The sequence below is a fragment of the Martelella lutilitoris genome, assembly GCF_005924265.1.
In the GTDB taxonomy this organism is placed as follows: domain Bacteria; phylum Pseudomonadota; class Alphaproteobacteria; order Rhizobiales; family Rhizobiaceae; genus Martelella; species Martelella lutilitoris.
Genome location: NZ_VCLB01000003.1, coordinates 40691 through 56594 on the forward strand (window position 1 = coordinate 40691; position 15904 = coordinate 56594).

General features: G+C 63.8%; 14 protein-coding genes. 11 read left to right on the top strand and 3 right to left on the bottom strand.

Going from position 1 to position 15904, the window contains the following annotated elements; genetic code table 11:
* Positions 1 to 25: 25 nt before the first annotated feature.
* The 9 genes from FF124_RS05265 to FF124_RS05305 all read left to right on the top strand — a co-directional run bounded on the left by FF124_RS05265 (position 26) and on the right by FF124_RS05305 (position 9515).
* Entirely contained in the window at positions 26 to 811 is a 786-nt protein-coding gene (locus tag FF124_RS05265) for a crotonase/enoyl-CoA hydratase family protein (RefSeq protein WP_138747456.1), read from the top strand.
* Between the two features lie 84 nt (positions 812 to 895).
* Positions 896 to 1945 carry a TRAP transporter substrate-binding protein gene (locus FF124_RS05270; protein ID WP_210237440.1) on the top strand — a complete coding sequence of 350 codons (1050 nt, stop codon included), beginning with the start codon at positions 896 to 898 and terminating at the stop codon, positions 1943 to 1945.
* A 3-nt stretch (positions 1946 to 1948) separates the two neighbouring features.
* Positions 1949 to 2500, top strand: coding sequence for a TRAP transporter small permease (locus FF124_RS05275; RefSeq protein WP_138747457.1), 552 nt, complete (start codon positions 1949 to 1951; stop codon positions 2498 to 2500).
* Positions 2500 to 3822, top strand: coding sequence for a TRAP transporter large permease (locus FF124_RS05280; RefSeq protein ID WP_138747458.1), 1323 nt, complete (start codon positions 2500 to 2502; stop codon positions 3820 to 3822). Before FF124_RS05275 ends, FF124_RS05280 begins: the two co-directional genes overlap by 1 nt.
* Positions 3823 to 3837: 15 nt before the next feature.
* A complete protein-coding gene (locus FF124_RS05285; protein WP_138747459.1) occupies positions 3838 to 4320 on the top strand; it encodes a MarR family winged helix-turn-helix transcriptional regulator in 483 nt (160 codons plus the stop codon).
* A gap of 100 nt (positions 4321 to 4420) precedes the next feature.
* Positions 4421 to 6238: a feruloyl-CoA synthase gene (locus tag FF124_RS05290; RefSeq protein WP_138747460.1), complete on the top strand. Its 1818-nt coding sequence runs from the start codon at positions 4421 to 4423 to the stop codon at positions 6236 to 6238.
* 11 nt (positions 6239 to 6249) lie between these two features.
* Positions 6250 to 7125, top strand: coding sequence for an amidohydrolase family protein (locus FF124_RS05295; RefSeq protein ID WP_138747461.1), 876 nt, complete (start codon positions 6250 to 6252; stop codon positions 7123 to 7125).
* 1 nt (position 7126) lies between these two features.
* Complete coding sequence (locus tag FF124_RS05300) at positions 7127 to 8683, top strand: acyl-CoA dehydrogenase family protein (RefSeq protein ID WP_138747462.1); 1557 nt, start codon at positions 7127 to 7129, stop codon at positions 8681 to 8683.
* A 76-nt stretch (positions 8684 to 8759) separates the two neighbouring features.
* On the top strand, positions 8760 to 9515 hold the full coding sequence (locus tag FF124_RS05305; RefSeq protein WP_138747463.1) for an IclR family transcriptional regulator domain-containing protein: 756 nt from the start codon (positions 8760 to 8762) through the stop codon (positions 9513 to 9515).
* Positions 9516 to 9518: 3 nt separating this feature from the next.
* Here FF124_RS05305 and FF124_RS05310 read toward each other — a convergent pair whose 3' ends face one another.
* The 3 genes from FF124_RS05310 to FF124_RS05320 form a co-directional block, all read right to left on the bottom strand.
* The gene (locus FF124_RS05310) at positions 9519 to 10379 is read right to left on the bottom strand and encodes a helix-turn-helix domain-containing protein (protein WP_138747464.1); all 861 of its coding nucleotides are present in this window, start codon (positions 10377 to 10379) and stop codon (positions 9519 to 9521) included.
* 103 nt (positions 10380 to 10482) lie between these two features.
* Positions 10483 to 11487: a transketolase family protein gene (locus tag FF124_RS05315; protein WP_138747465.1), complete on the bottom strand. Its 1005-nt coding sequence runs from the start codon at positions 11485 to 11487 to the stop codon at positions 10483 to 10485.
* An 11-nt stretch (positions 11488 to 11498) separates the two neighbouring features.
* Entirely contained in the window at positions 11499 to 12425 is a 927-nt protein-coding gene (locus tag FF124_RS05320) for a thiamine pyrophosphate-dependent enzyme (RefSeq protein WP_138747466.1), read from the bottom strand.
* A gap of 138 nt (positions 12426 to 12563) precedes the next feature.
* Between FF124_RS05320 and FF124_RS05325 the strand changes: the two genes are divergently transcribed.
* Both FF124_RS05325 and FF124_RS05330 read left to right on the top strand, forming a co-directional pair.
* Entirely contained in the window at positions 12564 to 13619 is a 1056-nt protein-coding gene (locus FF124_RS05325; RefSeq protein ID WP_187326822.1) for a zinc-binding dehydrogenase, read from the top strand.
* A gap of 7 nt (positions 13620 to 13626) precedes the next feature.
* Positions 13627 to 15888 (top strand): molybdopterin-dependent oxidoreductase, encoded by a 2262-nt coding sequence (locus FF124_RS05330; protein WP_138747468.1) that lies wholly within the window; start codon positions 13627 to 13629, stop codon positions 15886 to 15888.
* The last annotated feature ends 16 nt before the right edge of the window (positions 15889 to 15904 follow it).

Genomic DNA, 15904 nt, shown 5'->3' on the forward strand with positions numbered 1-15904 from the left:
ACGAATTCGAGAAAGAACAGAACGCATGACCAAGACCCACTTTGACAGCGCCGATATCCTGACGGTCGAGATCGACGGCCCGGTCGCGACCTTGACCATGAACCGGCCCGAAAAGCGCAATGCCATGTGCGATGCCCTGCTGGACGCGCTGGATGCCTTCTTCAGCAAGCCGCCGCAGGACATCCGCGTCATCATCCTGACCGGCGCCGGCGGGCACTACTGCTCCGGTCTCGACCTTGCAGAACATGTCGCCCGCGACGCGGAGGGCACGATGTATCATTCGCGCAACTGGCACCGGGTGATGGAACGCATCCAGTTTTCCGGCCTGCCGGTCGTCTCCGCCATGTTCGGCGCGGTGATCGGCGGCGGGCTGGAGCTTGCATCCGCCACCCATGTGCGCATCGCCGAGCCCTCGACGATCTTCCAGCTGCCGGAAGGCATGCGCGGCATCTTCGTCGGCGGCGGCGCGACCGTCGGCGTCGGCCGCATCCTCGGCCCCGACCGGATGCGCGAGATGATGCTGACGGGGCGCAAATACAATGCCGAGGAAGGCCTGATGCTGGGCCTCACCCATTACAGCGTCGGCGACGGCGAGGCGCTGCCCATGGCCCGCGAGCTGGCGGCCAGGATCGCGAAGAACGCCCAGCTTTCGAATTACATGATGATCCAGGCGATCAGCCGGATCGCAGACATGCCGCGCGCGGACGGGCTCTTTGCCGAAAGCCTGTGCGCGGCCGTATCGCAGACGAGCGCGGATGCCGAAGAAGGCCTCAATGCTTTTCTGCAAAAGCGCGCGCCGGTCTTTCGTTAGACCGGCTTTTGCTTCCGCCGAGAGAGAGGCGGGCGAAAAACCACGCGTATATCGTCCAGTCAGTCTTAAGGGAGGAGAACCGTCATGACTGATCGTTTGAAAATGACCCGCCGCACGGCGCTTGCCGCATTGGGCACGGCGCTGGCCGCCCCCGTATTCCTGCGCCAGGCGCATGCGGCCGAGGTGACGCTGAAACTGCACCACTTCCTGCCGGCCATGGCGCCGGTGCAAAGACAAGTGTTCGAGCCTTGGGCCAAGGAACTCGCCGAGGCCTCCAACGGGGCGATCGAGGTGCAGATTTTCCCGGCCATGCAGCTTGGCGGCAAGGCGCCGCAGCTCGCCGATCAGGCCCGCCAGGGGATCGTCGATATCGCCTGGACGCTGCCGGTCTACACACCGGACCGTTTTCCGGTTGCCGAGACCATGGCGCTGCCCTTCATGGTCACGGACGCGGAAAAGACCTCCGTGGCGATGGATACGCTGATGCGCGAATTCGGTCAGGACGAATACAAGGGCATGAAGCCGCTTGCCTTCCATACCCATGCCGGCGGCAAGCTGCACACCCGCGACAAGGGGATCACCTCAACCGCCGACATGAGCGGCATGCGGCTTCGCGCGCCCAACCAGTCGACGGGCGAACTGCTGACGAACCTCGGCGCGGAAGTCGTGTTCTTCCCGGTTACCGAGATGGTCGTCGGCCTTTCCAACGGCGTGATCGACGGTTGCTGCCTGCCCTTCGAGGTGGTGCCGGCCTTCAAACTGCAGGAACTGACGCGCTATTCCGCCATGCCCGCCCCCGGCGCGCGCGGCATCTACACCAACACCTTCTCGCTGGTGATGAACGAACGCGCCTATGAGGCCATGCCCGAGGACGCCCGCAAGGCACTCGACGCCCATTCCGGCCCCGAACTGTCGAAGCGTCTCGGCATCTCCTTCGACCAGGCCGAGGCCGCCGGCGAAAAGGTTGTCCGAGAACATGGCAACGAGATCGTCGAGATCCCGGCCAACGTGATCGCCGAATGGCGCAAGGTCTCCGAACCGGTCGTCGCCAACTGGCAGAAGAAGCTCGATGACAAGGGCTATGACGGCGCGGCAATCCTCAAGCGCGCCAACGAACTGCTGGATCAGGGCTGATTGATGGCGGAGAAAACCCCATCCAGCCTTCAGAAGCGGGGGGCGTCGCGCCCCCGCTTCGTCTGGCTCTACCGGCTTTGCCTCGTCGCAGCCGGCGCGGGCGGGCTTGCCGCCTTCGCCGCCGCGCTGATGGTCACGCTTTCCGTGCTGATGCGCATTTTCGGCTTTGGCGGCATCCGCGGCGATTTCGAAGCGGTTGAACTCGTCTGTGCGGCCTGCGCCTCGCTTTTTCTGCCCTACTGCCAGTTCACCAAGGGCCACGTCATGGTCGATCTCTTCACCAACTGGCTTCCCGCCGCCGGCCAGCGCCGTCTCGATGGTTTCTGGACAGTGCTGTTCGGCCTTGGTTGGACGGTGATCTGCTGGCGGCTGACCCATGGCCTCGAGACGATCTACGGCTATGGCGACCGCACTATGCTGCTCGGCTTTCCCCTGTGGCTGATCTATCTGCCGGCGGTTGCCGGAACCGGGCTTTCGGCGCTCGTCGCCTTCATCACCGGCATCGACGATCTGGTCAATGCCCGCGCAAGCAATCCCATGACGGAGGGCGCGTAATGGAACCGATGGCCATTGCGCTTGGCATGATCGTCATCCTGCTGGCGCTGATCTTTCTCAGAATGCCGATCGCCCTTGCCATGGGCGCCGTCGGCGCGGCGGGCTATATCCTGCTCGGCGGCGCCTCGAGCCTGATCTTCTATCTCGACACCGCCTGGGTCGACAAGTTCATGTCGTATGAGCTGGCGATCGTGCCGCTCTTCATCCTGATGGGTCACATCGCCACCCGCAGCGGCATTTCCGCGAAACTCTTCGGCGCATCGAACGCCTGGATCGGGCATTTTCGCGGGGGGCTCGCCATGGCGGCCGTTGCCGGTTGCGCCATGTTCGGTTCGATCTCGGGCTCCTCGCTCGCCACGGCCTCCACCATGGCCCGCGTAGCCCTGCCGGAAATGCGCAAGCACGGCTATTCCGGCGCGCTGTCGGCCGGATCGCTGGCAGCCGGCGGCACGCTTGGTATCCTCATTCCGCCCTCGGTGGTGCTGATCATCTATGCACTCCTGACAGAGCAGAACATCGTCAAACTGTTCCTGGCGGCAACCATTCCGGCGACGATCGCCGTCATCGGCTTCTTCATCGCCATTGCCATCGTGGTGCGGCTGTTTCCCGAACAGGGACCGAACCACGACCCCGTGCCCTATCGCGAACGCTTCCGCGCCGTGCTCGGCATCTGGCACATCGTCGGCATCTTCGTCGTCGTGCTCGGCGGCATCTATGGCGGCTTCTTCACGCCCGCCGAGGGCGCATCGGTGGGCGTGGTTCTGACATTGCTGGTCGGCGTCCTGACGGGAGGCCTCACAGTCCGCGACCTGATCGGCTCGCTGATCGACACCGCAGCCGCCTCGGCAATGATCTTCGCCATCGTCTTCGGCGCGGACATCTTCAACGTGGCGCTGGCATTGAGCCGCATGCCGACGGACATCGCCGCATGGTTCGCGCAGTCGGGCCTGCCGCCGATGACGGTGATGCTCGCAATCGTGGTTTTCTATCTGATCATGGGTTGCGTCATGGACAGCCTTTCGATGATCCTGCTCACCGTGCCGGTGTTCTTCCCGACCGTGATGGCACTCGACTTCGGGCTCACGCCCGAGCACACAGCATTGTGGTTCGGCATCATCACGCTTGTGGTGGTCGAGGTCGGCATGATCACGCCGCCGGTCGGCATGAATCTCTTTGTCATCTCGTCCATGGCAAAACACATACCGCTCAAGACCATCTTCGGCGGGACCATCCCCTTCATCCTGTCGGAACTCCTGCGCATCATCCTGCTGATCGCGTTTCCGGCGCTCAGCTTCTGGCTCGTGGATCTCGTCGCGGGCTGAGAGAAAGGTTAAGACATGGCCAGACCCGAAAAAAACGAACCCGCAGACGCCGACCGCAACGCGCCAACCGCGACCGACGACATGCTGCGCGCGTTCATCGGCTACAACATGAAGCGGAGCTTCATCGTCGTGCGCGAGGACCTGCAGCGCGTGCTCGACCCGCTCGGCCTCAAGGTCGCGACATTCTCGGCCCTCTCGGTCGTCGTCGAGAACCCGGATATCTCCCAGTCGCAGCTTGCCCAGGTCCTGAAGCTGGAGCGCTCCGGCATGGTGGTTCTGGTTGACGCGCTGGAAGGCGACGACCTCATTTCACGCAACCGCGTGCCCGGCGACCGGCGCACCTATGCACTGCGGGCGACGCCGAAAGGACGGCGGCTGTGGGAGAAGGCGCGCGCGGTGGTGGACGCCCATGAGACAGCGCTTTTCGGCCCCATCCTGGATGCGGGGGAGCGGGCGCTTCTCCTGAGCCTGCTCCAGCGGGTGAGCAGCGCGCTCTGAAGACGAGAGGCGGAGGAGGTTTCTCGCCGTCAGCGAAGATTTTTTGAGAGGAGAGGTCTTTCGCGGCGCTTGCGGCCCGAAAGCCTCGGGAGGATGAGACATGGAAGTCCGCGCAAAGGAACTGACGCTCGTCGCGCATTCGGTGAATATCGAAAAACGCGCTGACGGCACGCTTTTGGCCACGTCCAACGTGCCGCTTGACCCGGTTGTCCGCCACACCGGCGAATGGCTGGAGAAATGGGCGCGGCAAGCGCCGAACCGCACATTCCTTGCCGAACGCGCCGGGGCAGGCTGGCGCGAACACGGCTACGCCGAGGTGCTGGAGATGGTGCGCGCCCTCGCCGCAGGCCTTATCGCACGTGGTTTCGGGCCCGAGCGGCCGATCCTGATCATGTCCGGAAACGGCGTTGATCACGCGCTGCTTTCCTTCGCCGCACAATATGCCGGCATACCGACTGCGCCGCTCGCCGAACAATATTCGCTGATAGAGGAGGCCCACGGACGGCTCGCCTACGCGATCTCGAAAATCAATCCGGGGCTCGCCTTTGTCGACGACGCGGGAAAGTTCGCGGCCGCCCTTTCGCGGCCGGAGTTCGATCATATTCCCGTTGTCGCTGTAAAAACCGAAGGTGCACCACGCCCCGTCATTGCCTTTTCGGACCTGTTGAAAGGCGATCCAGCGGTTGATCTCGCCGCCGCCCATGCGAAGGTCGGACCCGACACGCTGGCGAAACTGCTGTTTACCTCCGGCTCGACCTCCAACCCCAAGGCGGTGATGACGACCCAGCGGATGATGTGCGCCAACCAGAGCCAGATGGCCTCGGTCCTGCCCTTCATCAAGGAGCGTCCGCCGGTGATCTGCGACTGGCTGCCGTGGAACCATGTCTTTGGCGGCTCGCACAATGTCAACATGATGCTGGCCCATGGCGGCAGCCTCTATATCGACCACGGCAAACCAACGGCGCGGGACATTTCAACGAGCATCGAGAACATCAAGATGCACCCGGGAAACCTCGCCTTCAACGTGCCGGTCGGCTTTTCCATGCTGGTCCACGCCATGGAGAAGGACCTTCACCTGCGCGAAGCCTTCTTCGGCGACCTTGACATGCTGTTTTACGCCGGCGCTTCGCTGCCGCAGGATATCTGGACGAGGCTCGAGGAGATGGCGATGGAGGTGCAGGGCCGGCTGCCGCTGATGATCGCCTCCTGGGGCATGACGGAGACCGCGCCGGCAACAATCATGCTGCACGAGCAGATTGGCCGATCCGGCGTGATTGGCGTGCCGCTTCCCGGCACCGAGGTCAAGCTCATGCCCGACGCGGAGATGCGTTGTGAAGTGAGGGTCAAGGGCATCAACGTCATGCCCGGCTATTTTGGCGACCAAGAAAAGACCGCCGAAAGCTTCGACGAGGAAGGCTTTCTCATCACCGGCGATGCGCTGCGCTTCGTCGACCCCGAGGACTACGACCGGGGGCTTTATTTCGACGGCCGCGTCTCTGAGGATTTCAAGCTGATGACGGGCACCTGGGTGCAGGCCGGCCGCCTGAGACTTGAAGCGCTGGAAGCGCTGAAAGGCCAGGTGCGCGATGTCGTCGTCTGCGGCCATGACCGCGGCGAGATCGGCCTCTTCATCTTCCCGCACCCGAACGCCGTGCATGACGGCAACACCTCGGAGGGCGCGGTGATCGACGCGCATCTCCAGGCGGCGATCCACTGGGAGCTTCGGCTTCTGGCGCGCAAGGCCACCGGCTCTGCCCGACGCATCGCCCGCGCCATCATTCTCGCCGAGCCCCCGAGCCTGAAGGATGGCGAGGTCACCGACAAGGGCTCGCTCAACACCCGCAAGATCATCACCCGCCGTGCCGAGCTGCTCGAACGGCTCTATGATAACCAGGATCCGGCCCTGATCCGGGTCTGAAGGACAAAGACATGGTTGATTTCTCCAAGGTTCGCGCCATCGATTTTCATACACACGCCGAGGAAAGCTGCGGCTGCCACGCAGATGACGGCTATGACGAGCTGCAGTCGGCGATGGCGAAATATTTCAACGCGCCCTGGTCACACCCGCCAACCATTCCGGAAACGGCCGCGCATTATCGCAAAATGAACATCGCCGCCGTGATCTTCCCCGTCGATGCCGAACGCGAGACCGGATATCGCCGATACAACAATTACGAGGTGGCCGAGGCCTGCGCCAAGGAAAGCGATATCCTCATTCCCTTCGCCTCCATCGACCCGGCCAAGGGCAAGCTCGGCGCGCGGGAGGTCCGCGATCTGGTCGAGAACCACGGCGTCCAGGGGTTCAAGTTCCACCCAACCATGCAGGGTTTTTATCCGAACGACCGGATGGCCTATCCGCTTTATGAAGCAATTGCAGAGACCGGCAAGCCGGCCCTGTTTCACACCGGTCAAACGGGCGTCGGTTCCGGCATGAAAGGCGGCAACGGCATGCGGCTGAAATACTCCGATCCGATGTATATCGACGATGTCGCGGTCGATTTTCCCGACATGCCGATCATTCTCGCTCACCCCTCCTTCCCCTGGCAGGAGGAGAGCCTGTCGGTCGCCCAGCACAAGCCGAATGTCTATATCGATCTCTCCGGCTGGAGCCCGAAATATTTCCCGGACATTCTGGTGCGCTACGCCAACACGCTTCTGAAGAAGAAAATGCTGTTCGGCTCCGACTGGCCGATGATCGCGCCGGAGAAATGGCTCGACGCCTTCGACAAGGCGGCCTTCCGCGACGAGGTGCGGCCGCTGATCCTGAAGGAAAACGCCATGCGGCTTTTGGGCGTGGAGGCCTGAGATGATCCCGTTTTCTGCTCCCGTTGACGATATCCTGTTCTCGCTGCGCGATGTCGCCCGCGCCGACCGTCTGCCCGACTGGGACGAGGCGCTCGCCTCCGAGATCATCGGTCATTTTGCCGATTTTGCCGAAGGGGTGATCGCCCCCATCAACGCCACGGGCGATGCCGAGGGCTGTCGCCTGGAAGATGGCCGGGTTAAGATGCCGGAAGGCTTCGCCGATGCCTTTCGCCAGTTGGCGGACGGCGGCTGGCAGGGGTTGACCGCGCCGGAAGATTTCGGCGGCATGGGGCTTTCGCCGGTCATCGCGTCTGCGGTCTCCGAAATCTTTTCCGGGGCCAATCATGCGCTGCAAATGGTCTCGAGCCTGGTGCCGGCGGCGGTCGAGACGCTGTTGCGCTTCGGAACCGAGAAGCAGCAACAGGACTGGATCCCGTCAATGATTTCGGGAGAGACGCTGTCGACCATGTGTCTGACCGAGCCCGGCGCCGGCTCCGATCTCGGCCGCATCCGCACCACGGGCCGCAGGGACGGCGAAGTATGGCGGCTGAACGGCGAGAAGATCTTCATCTCCGGCGGCGATCAGGACATCTCCGACAATATCCTGCATCTGGTGCTTGCCCGCACGGGCGCGGCCGAGGACGGGGTGAAGGGCCTTTCGCTTTTCCTCTGCGACAAGAACAGCGCCGGCGACGCGCTCAAAATCACCCGCATTGAGGAAAAGCTCGGCCTCCATGCCTCGCCCACCTGCCAGATGGCGTTCGACGATACACCGGCCGAACTGATCGGCGTCGAGGGCGAGGGCCTGAAGGCGATGTTCACCGTGATGAACCACGCCCGCATCGATGTTTCGCTGCAGGGCGTGGCCCATGCCGCACGCGCATCCGCGATCGCAACGGCCTATGCCGGCGAGCGCCAGCAGGGCCGCAAGGCGGACGGCAACCCGGCCATGCTCTCGGACCATGCCGATGTGCGGCGCATGCTCGACGAACAAAGGGCGCTTGCGCTTGGCGCCCGCGCCATGTGCCATGTGGCGCTGGTGGAAATGGCGCTTGGAGACCGCCCGGCGCTCGTCGATTTCCTCACCCCCGTCTGCAAGCTGTTTGCCTCCGAGGCCGGCATCCGCGCCGCCGATCTCGGCATTCAGGTGCTCGGCGGCTATGGCTATCTGACCGAATACGGCCTGTCGCAGGTCTGGCGCGACGCGCGCATCACCGCCATCTATGAAGGCGCAAACGGCATCCACGCGCTGACGACGGCAACGCGCGGCCTGCGCTTTGCCGGTGGCGCGGGGGCCGATGCCTTTGCCGTCTTGATCGGTGAGCTTGGCGGCGATGAAGCCGATGTGACGTCGCTCCTGTCCGCCTGGCAGGACTGGCGCGCGCGGCTTGTCGTAGCCGGTGATCCGTCGCAGGAAGCGCATGATTTTGCATTGCTGACCGCGAACCTCTTCTACAGGGCCGCCTGGTGCCGCATCGCAGCCGCCGCTCCCGAAGATGCCGCCGTGTCCACGCTGAAACCCCGCGTCCTGGCAGCCCCCCTGCCCGTTCGACTTTAGCGCGGTTTCGCTTGCCGGGAATGGCTGCACCATGCACAATGCGGCCATTGTTCGCATTATGCACACAGGACCGACCATGGACAGGCCGACCGATACCATCGCCTCCTTCGCCAAGGGCCTGCGCGTCATCACCTGTTTCGGCGCCGATACGCCCCGGCTTTCCATTGCCGAAGTGTCAGCGGCAACCGGGCTTGACCGGGCCACCGCACGGCGCTGCCTGCTGACGCTGCATGCCGAGGGCTATGCCAGCTATGACGGCAAGTATTTCGCGCTGACGCCGCAGGCCTTGCGGCTCGGCATGAGCGCGCTCAACGCACTGCCGCTGCCGCAGCTTGTCCAGCCCTGGCTCGACCAGCTGTCCGAGCGGATCGGCCAGTCCTGCTCGGTCGCGATCCTCGACAGCACCGAGATCGTCTACATCGCGCGCGCGGCGCAGCGGCGGGTGATGTCGATCGGGCTGATGCCGGGTTCCAGGCTTCCCGCCCATTGCACCTCCATGGGCCGCGTGCTGCTTGCCGCCCTGCCCGAGGCCGAGGCGCGGACGCGGATCGAAAGCGCGGACCTTTCCCCGCGCACGCCGGCAAGCCTCTCCTCGCCCGACGAGATCATGGAGAAGATCGCCGCGGCGCGGCGCGACGGCTTCGCCCTGATCGACCAGGAAGTGGAGACCGGCCTGCGCTCAATCGCCGTTCCCATCATCGACGGTCGCGGCCAGACGCTCGCCGCGCTCAACACCGGCATGGCGGCGACCGCAGAGCCGGCCGAAACGCTGGTCGAGACCTATCTTCCGCAGCTTGTGAAAATGCAGCAGAACCTTCGCCGGATTGTCTGATGCTCAGTCCGCCGCCGTGGAGAAGCGTTCGCGGTATTCGCTGGGCGTTACGTCTTTCAGCGCTCTGAACCGGCGCGAGAAATAGGAGGGATCGCGATAGCCGAGCCTGTAGCCGATCTCGGCCACGGGTTCGCGCGTAAAGGCGAGCAGACGGCACGCTTCAGCGAGAACGGCGTTTTCGATATAATCCGTGGCGCTTTGTCCGACGGTCTCCCGGCAGACCCGGCTCAGATGACCGGTGGTAATGGAAAGGGCGCGGGCATAATCCTTCGGTCGCCAGCGATCACCGAGATGTTCCGCCATCAATGCATCCAGGCGGCGGCGCTGGCGTTCATAGCCCGAAGCGGCCGGATCAGGCGCATCGGCCTGCCCCGCCGCGATCGCGGCAAGAAAGGCCTGAGTGAGGCCGACCAGCACCATATTGCGATAGGGCCGGGCGGAGCGAAAGCACTCGGTCAACTCGCCGAGAATTCCAAGCATTGCCGGATCGGCGGCGCCGCAAAAGGGACGGGCGAGACGCTCGCCGAGCTCGGCGGAGGATGAGGCGATGCCTGAAAGCACGAAGGCCGGGATGGAGATTACATGGCCGTCGGAGCCGCCGGCAATGGTGAGCGCGTGCACCACCTGCGGCGCGACATAGTGAAACCGCCCGTCGCCGAGCAGGCTCGTCCCTTCGTCGATCCGGATCATCGCCTCGCCGCGATGCATGATGAAGACCTGCGCCATCTGCCCGTGACGATGGGCGCCGATATGCCAGTCATGCTGCGGCGCGCGGTCGCGAAAGCGCTCGCAGTGAACGACGTCCGGAAACGGCGTCGTCTCTCCGAAAAGGCTGAAAACCGGTATGTCGCGTGTCTTCTCCATGCACGCTTTCTACCAGTTCGCAACGCTCCTGTCGCCTTTGTCAGAGCGCCGCATGGGCGAAGGACTGCCGGGCGAAACCGCCCGGCTCTGCTTTAGGCCGGCGCTAAAGCGCCTCCGCCTTGACCAGCGAATGGACGTCCTCGACGCGGGCCGAATCAAGATCGCTCTCGTCGATGCCGAAGCTTTCGCCGACGAGGTCCTCGACGCCGCGCACCAGCGCCAGTGCATCGAGGCCATAGTGGCGCATCAGATAGGCGCGCGAGCCGCCATGGGCATAGGTGTCCTTGAGGCCAAGGCGGATCAACCGCTTGCCGACGCCGGCGTCCGCCATGGTTTCGGCGACAAGCGAGCCGATGCCGCCTTCGGTCACATGGTTTTCCAGCGTGATCACCCCGTGGCGCACCGAACCGACATGATCGAGCAGCGCCTTGGCGTCAAACGGCTTGATCGTGTGGAGATGAAGATGGCGGATCGAAAGACCGGCATTCTTCAACGCCGAGCGCGCCCGCATCGCCTCTTCCGTGGTAATGCCTGCGGTGACCACCAGAACGTCGTCGCCGCCGCTCAGTTCGCGCATCTCGCCGACCTTGATCGGCGTGTCGAACAAGCGCGGCACGGAGCCCCGCAGCACCCGGCACCAGACCGGCCCGTCAATGCTGTCGGCGGCCTCGCAGATGCTTTCCACCTCGGTCGCATCGCCGGTTTCGAGGATGGTCATGTTCGGGATCGACCGCATCACCGCAATGTCCTCGATCGACTGATGGGTCATGCCGCCGGGCGTAGTGACACCGGGAAGGAAGCCCATCAGCCGCACCTTGCGACGCGGATAGGCAATCGAGGCCATCAACTGGTCATAGGGCCGGCGATACATGAAGACGCCGAATGTGTGGATGAACGGCCGGAAGCCGGCAAGCCCCAGCCCGCCGGCGAAACTCATCATGTTCTGCTCCGCCATGCCGAGCGAGAGGAACTGATCGGGATGCCGGTCGCGAAACCCGTCCACTTCGCAAGATGAGGTCAGATCCGCCGAAAGGCAGAGAATATCGGGATTGCCTGCGGCAAATTTCTCGAACGCCGTTGCATAGGGGCGTGACACCATTTCTACCATTTCCCGTCTCCTCAGTGTGCGTAGTCGATCGGCTCGATGCCGAGATCCCTGGCGATCGACACATTCATGCGCTGGCGCTCGTCTTCCGACTTGAAGCGGACGTAATGAAGCCGCGGGAACCGCTCCTCCAGGATCGGCATGGCGTTGAACGGGTTTGTCCGCGCCAGGATGATCAGCGGCTTGCCCGCATGCGGCTCCTTCACCGCCTCGCGCATCGCGTCGACATCGTGCCCGTCGATCTCCACGCAGACGGCGCCGAAATTGTTGAACTTGGTGCGGATATCGCCGACCTCCATGACCGAGCTCATCGCCCCGTCGCATTGCTGGTCGTTGACGTCCATGATCGCATAGAGATTGTCGATGCCGTGATAGGCCGCCGCCTGAACCGCCTCCCAGGTCTGCCCTTCCTGCACTTCGCCGTCGGACATGAACACCCAGGTCCGGCCGGTATCGCCGCGCCTTCTGCGACCGTAAGCCAGCCCCGCCGCCGTTGAAAGACCGATGCCGAGCGTGCCGTTATGCACCTCCATGCCCGGCGAATGCTCCGCGCCGATCATCTCGACGGAGGAACCATCCTTGTTGAACATGGCAAGCCCCTCCGGCGCCATGCGGCCGACCTCGATCAGCGTCGCATAGGCCACCAGCGCATAATGGGCAGGCGCGATGAACAGCCGGTCGAATTCCGGGGTCGCGGGGCCGTTATAGCCCGCGCCCGTATGATAGTCGGGATTCTGCGCCGAGGGCACGCCCTCAAACGGCTTCGGCACCATCGGCAGCGTCGGCGCGCCGAGAGTGAGCTCCTCATTGTAAAGCCAGGCAAGCTGCTCGCCGGCCGAACAGGCCTGGCTGAGATAGCCGCCATTATTGCGGATCGAATGCTCGAAAACGCGGCGGCGAATGCCGAGAGCGACCTCTTCGGTGGTCTTGGAATTTCTCACTGGGCTCCTCCTTCAAACTTTACAAAAGTCATTAATTCAGTCAAATGTAAAAATCAAGCGGTTTATGTCGACGGGCTTTGCCACTACATTCGCCGCCGCGCGGCTTGGGAGAAGCCGCCTGCAGAAAGGGAGGATGGAATGACGACAATGAAGGCCGTGCGGTGCCTCGGCTTTGGCTATCAGCATCGTTTGGAGACGGGCATCGAAGTGCCGAAGCCGAAGCCGGGAGAGGTTCTGGTCAGGGTCGATGCAAGCGGCATCTGCGCCGCAGACCGGGCCATGTGGGACGGTTCCGGCCCCTGGTCGCTGCCCTTCCCCTTCACGCCCGGCCATGAGTTTACGGGGACGGTGGTCGAGCTGGGAGACGGCGCCGGCGCGCGGCATGGCGTTAAGGCCGGCGACCGGGCCGTGGCAGAACTCAACATCACCTACGGCAATGACTTCTTCCGCCAGCGCGGCCTCTACCACCTCGCCGACAGGATGGACGTGATCGGCGCGACGCTCGACGGCGGCTGGGCGCAATACATGATCTATCCGGCCGACGCCGTGATCCACAAGGTGCCGGAAAACCTCTCCAACGCGGCGGCCTGTTACACCGAACCGCTGGCCAATGCCATTCACGGAGTCGAGCGCGCCGATATCGGCTTCGAGGACGTGGTCGTCGTCTCCGGCGCCGGCCCGATCGGCATGGGGATGCTGCAGGCGGCCCGGCTGAAGACGCCGCGCAAGCTCATCCTCGTCAATCCCGGCGCCGCAAAACGCAGGCTTGCCCTGAGGCTTGGCGCCGACATGGCCTTCCACCCGGACGATCCCGAACTGAAGACGGCTTTGGCGGACCTGACGGATGGACGCGGCGCGGATGTTTTTCTCGAAGCCTCCGGCCAGACACAGGCCTTCACGCTGGGCCTGGAACTCCTGCGCAAAGCGGGCCGGCTTGTCGTCTTCGGCGTCTACAAGAAGCCGGTCGCCGTCGACCTCAACATTTTCGGGGAGTTCAAGGAACTCGACATCCGTGGCGGGCATCTGGCCCCCTTTACCTATCGCACGGCGCTGGACTTGATGAGCCGCGGGCTTATAGATGGGGATGCCTGCGTCACGCACACCTATCCGCTGGAAGCGTTCGAGGAAGCACTCGAACGACGTCCCGAGCCGGACGAGGTGCAGATCAAGATCATTCTCGACCCGCAAATGTGAGGTTCACATGCCCTATACGGCCGCCCATTGGGGAAGCTACCGCATCGACCGCGACACCGGCACGCTTTTGCCTGTCGAGGGTGATCCGCAACCCTCGCGGATCGGCAAGGGTTGGACCAGCGCCTCACGCGACCGTAACAGCCGCATCATGCGACCTGCCATCCGCAAGGGCTGGCTTGAAGGGGATGGCGGTGCAGGGCGCTCGGGCGACCGTTATCTCGAAGTCAGTTGGGACGAGGCGCTTGAGCATTGCGCGTCGGAACTGACAAGGGTGCGCGAGACCCATGGCAATGGCGCGATTTTCGGCGGCTCCTATGGCTGGTCGAGCGCCGGACGCTTTCACCATGCCCAAAGCCAGATGCGCCGCTTTCTCAATCTGGCCGGTGGTTTTGTCGGGGCGCGCGAAACCTATTCGCACGCCGCCGCCGAAGTGCTGTTTCCCCACATTCTGGGGCTCTCCAACCGGGCCTTTCAGGATGAGGTCACGGCCATGCCTTCCGTCAGCGGGGCCTGCGAACTGATGCTCGCCTTTGGCGGCATTTCGCCCAGAACCGCGCAGGTCGCTTCCTCCGGCACGTCCCGGCACGAGGTTGCGCCCTGGCTTGAAAACCTCGCCAATGGAAAGACGCGGCTGATCTCGGTCTCGCCGCGTCGCGGCGACCTTGAAAAGGCCGAATGGTGGGCGATCCGGCCCGGCACGGATACCGCGCTCCTACTGGCGCTCTGCCAGGAGATCATCGCCACCGGACGGGCGAATGACGATTTCCTCAAGCGCTGCACCAGCGGCTATGACACATTCCGCGATTATCTCGCGGGCAAGACAGACGGTACGGCGAAGTCAGCCGAATGGGCTGCGGATATCTGCGATATTCCGGCCGATACGATCCGCGAGACCGCGCTGGAACTGACTGAAAAACGCAGCCTGATCTCGATGACATGGTCGATGCAGCGCGGCGACCATGGCGAACAGCCGATCTGGGCCGGGCTCGCCCTTGCCGCCATCATCGGCCAGATCGGCCTGCCGGGCGGCGGCTATGCCTTTGGCTACGGCTGCACCACGCCGGTCGGCCGCCCGACGCGGCTGATCCCCTGGCCATCCCTGCCGCAGGGTATCAATCCGGTCAGCGATTTCATTCCCGTTGCCCGCATCGCCGATATGCTGCTCAATCCGGGATCGCAATACGCCTATAATGGCGAGACCCGCACCTATGCGGATATCCGCCTCATCTGGTGGACCGGCGGTAATCCGTTTCACCATCATCAGGACCTTCACCGGCTGGAGAAAGCCTGGCAGCGCCCCGAAACGGTAATCGTCAACGAGCACAGCTGGACGGCAACGGCGCGCCGGGCCGATATCGTGCTGCCGGCGACGACGCCGCTGGAGCGCGAAGACATCATGATGAACCGGCGCGATCCGGCCCTGATCTACATGTCAGCGCTCGATGCGCCGATGGGCGAGGCGCTGGACGACCACGAGATCTTCGCCCGCCTTGCCGGGCGGATGGGTTTTGGCGAGTCCTTCACCAAGGGCAAGAGCGCTGCCGAATGGCTGGAGCATCTCTGGGAGCGCGCCGAAAAGGTGGCCGAGGCCCATGGCTTTGCCCTGCCTGATTTCGAAACCTTCAAGGCCGAGGGCCGGTTCGATATTCCTGACGAGGAGGAGGTGCGCCTCGCGCTGTCCGCCTTTGCCGCCGATCCGGAAGGTTCACCGCTTGCCACCGAAAGCGGCCGGATCACCCTTTTCAACGAAAAGATTGCCGCCATGGGGCTTGCCGACTGCCCCGGCCACCCGACCTGGATGCCGCCGGTCGAATGGCTCGGCGCAGCAAAAGACGGCATGCTGCAGCTGATCTCCGGCCAGCCGGACACCCGGCTGCACTCGCAGAACGATCGCGGCTCGGAATCGCTTGCCGACAAGGTGAAGTGCCGCGAGGCCGCCTACCTGCATCCCGAAACGGCGCGCGCCAACGGACTGGCCGAACGCGATATTATCCGCCTCTCCAACCAACGCGGCGCCTGCCTTGCCGGGCTTCGGTTCGATGAGGGGCTGAGGCCCGACTGCATCTTCCTGCCGACGGGCGCGTGGTACGATCCGCAGATCGTCGACGGCGCTTTGCTGGAAGTCCATGGCAATCCAAATGCGCTCACCATCGACAAGGGCTGCTCGGGCCTGTCGCAGGGCAATATCGCCCACACCTGCCTTGTGCGGGTGGAAAAATGGGACCGCCCCCTGCCCGCGCTTTCCATCGACCGTCCGCCGATCGCATGAACGTTCAGCCCCGCCT

Coding starts and splice junctions, on each gene's coding strand:
- FF124_RS05265 (WP_138747456.1), top strand. CDS start 26: ATGACCAAGACCCACTTTGACAGCGCCGATATCCTGACGGTCGAGATC.
- FF124_RS05270 (WP_210237440.1), top strand. CDS start 896: ATGACTGATCGTTTGAAAATGACCCGCCGCACGGCGCTTGCCGCATTG.
- FF124_RS05275 (WP_138747457.1), top strand. CDS start 1,949: ATGGCGGAGAAAACCCCATCCAGCCTTCAGAAGCGGGGGGCGTCGCGC.
- FF124_RS05280 (WP_138747458.1), top strand. CDS start 2,500: ATGGAACCGATGGCCATTGCGCTTGGCATGATCGTCATCCTGCTGGCG.
- FF124_RS05285 (WP_138747459.1), top strand. CDS start 3,838: ATGGCCAGACCCGAAAAAAACGAACCCGCAGACGCCGACCGCAACGCG.
- FF124_RS05290 (WP_138747460.1), top strand. CDS start 4,421: ATGGAAGTCCGCGCAAAGGAACTGACGCTCGTCGCGCATTCGGTGAAT.
- FF124_RS05295 (WP_138747461.1), top strand. CDS start 6,250: ATGGTTGATTTCTCCAAGGTTCGCGCCATCGATTTTCATACACACGCC.
- FF124_RS05300 (WP_138747462.1), top strand. CDS start 7,127: ATGATCCCGTTTTCTGCTCCCGTTGACGATATCCTGTTCTCGCTGCGC.
- FF124_RS05305 (WP_138747463.1), top strand. CDS start 8,760: ATGGACAGGCCGACCGATACCATCGCCTCCTTCGCCAAGGGCCTGCGC.
- FF124_RS05310 (WP_138747464.1), bottom strand. CDS start 10,379: ATGGAGAAGACACGCGACATACCGGTTTTCAGCCTTTTCGGAGAGACG.
- FF124_RS05315 (WP_138747465.1), bottom strand. CDS start 11,487: ATGGTAGAAATGGTGTCACGCCCCTATGCAACGGCGTTCGAGAAATTT.
- FF124_RS05325 (WP_187326822.1), top strand. CDS start 12,564: ATGACGACAATGAAGGCCGTGCGGTGCCTCGGCTTTGGCTATCAGCAT.
- FF124_RS05330 (WP_138747468.1), top strand. CDS start 13,627: ATGCCCTATACGGCCGCCCATTGGGGAAGCTACCGCATCGACCGCGAC.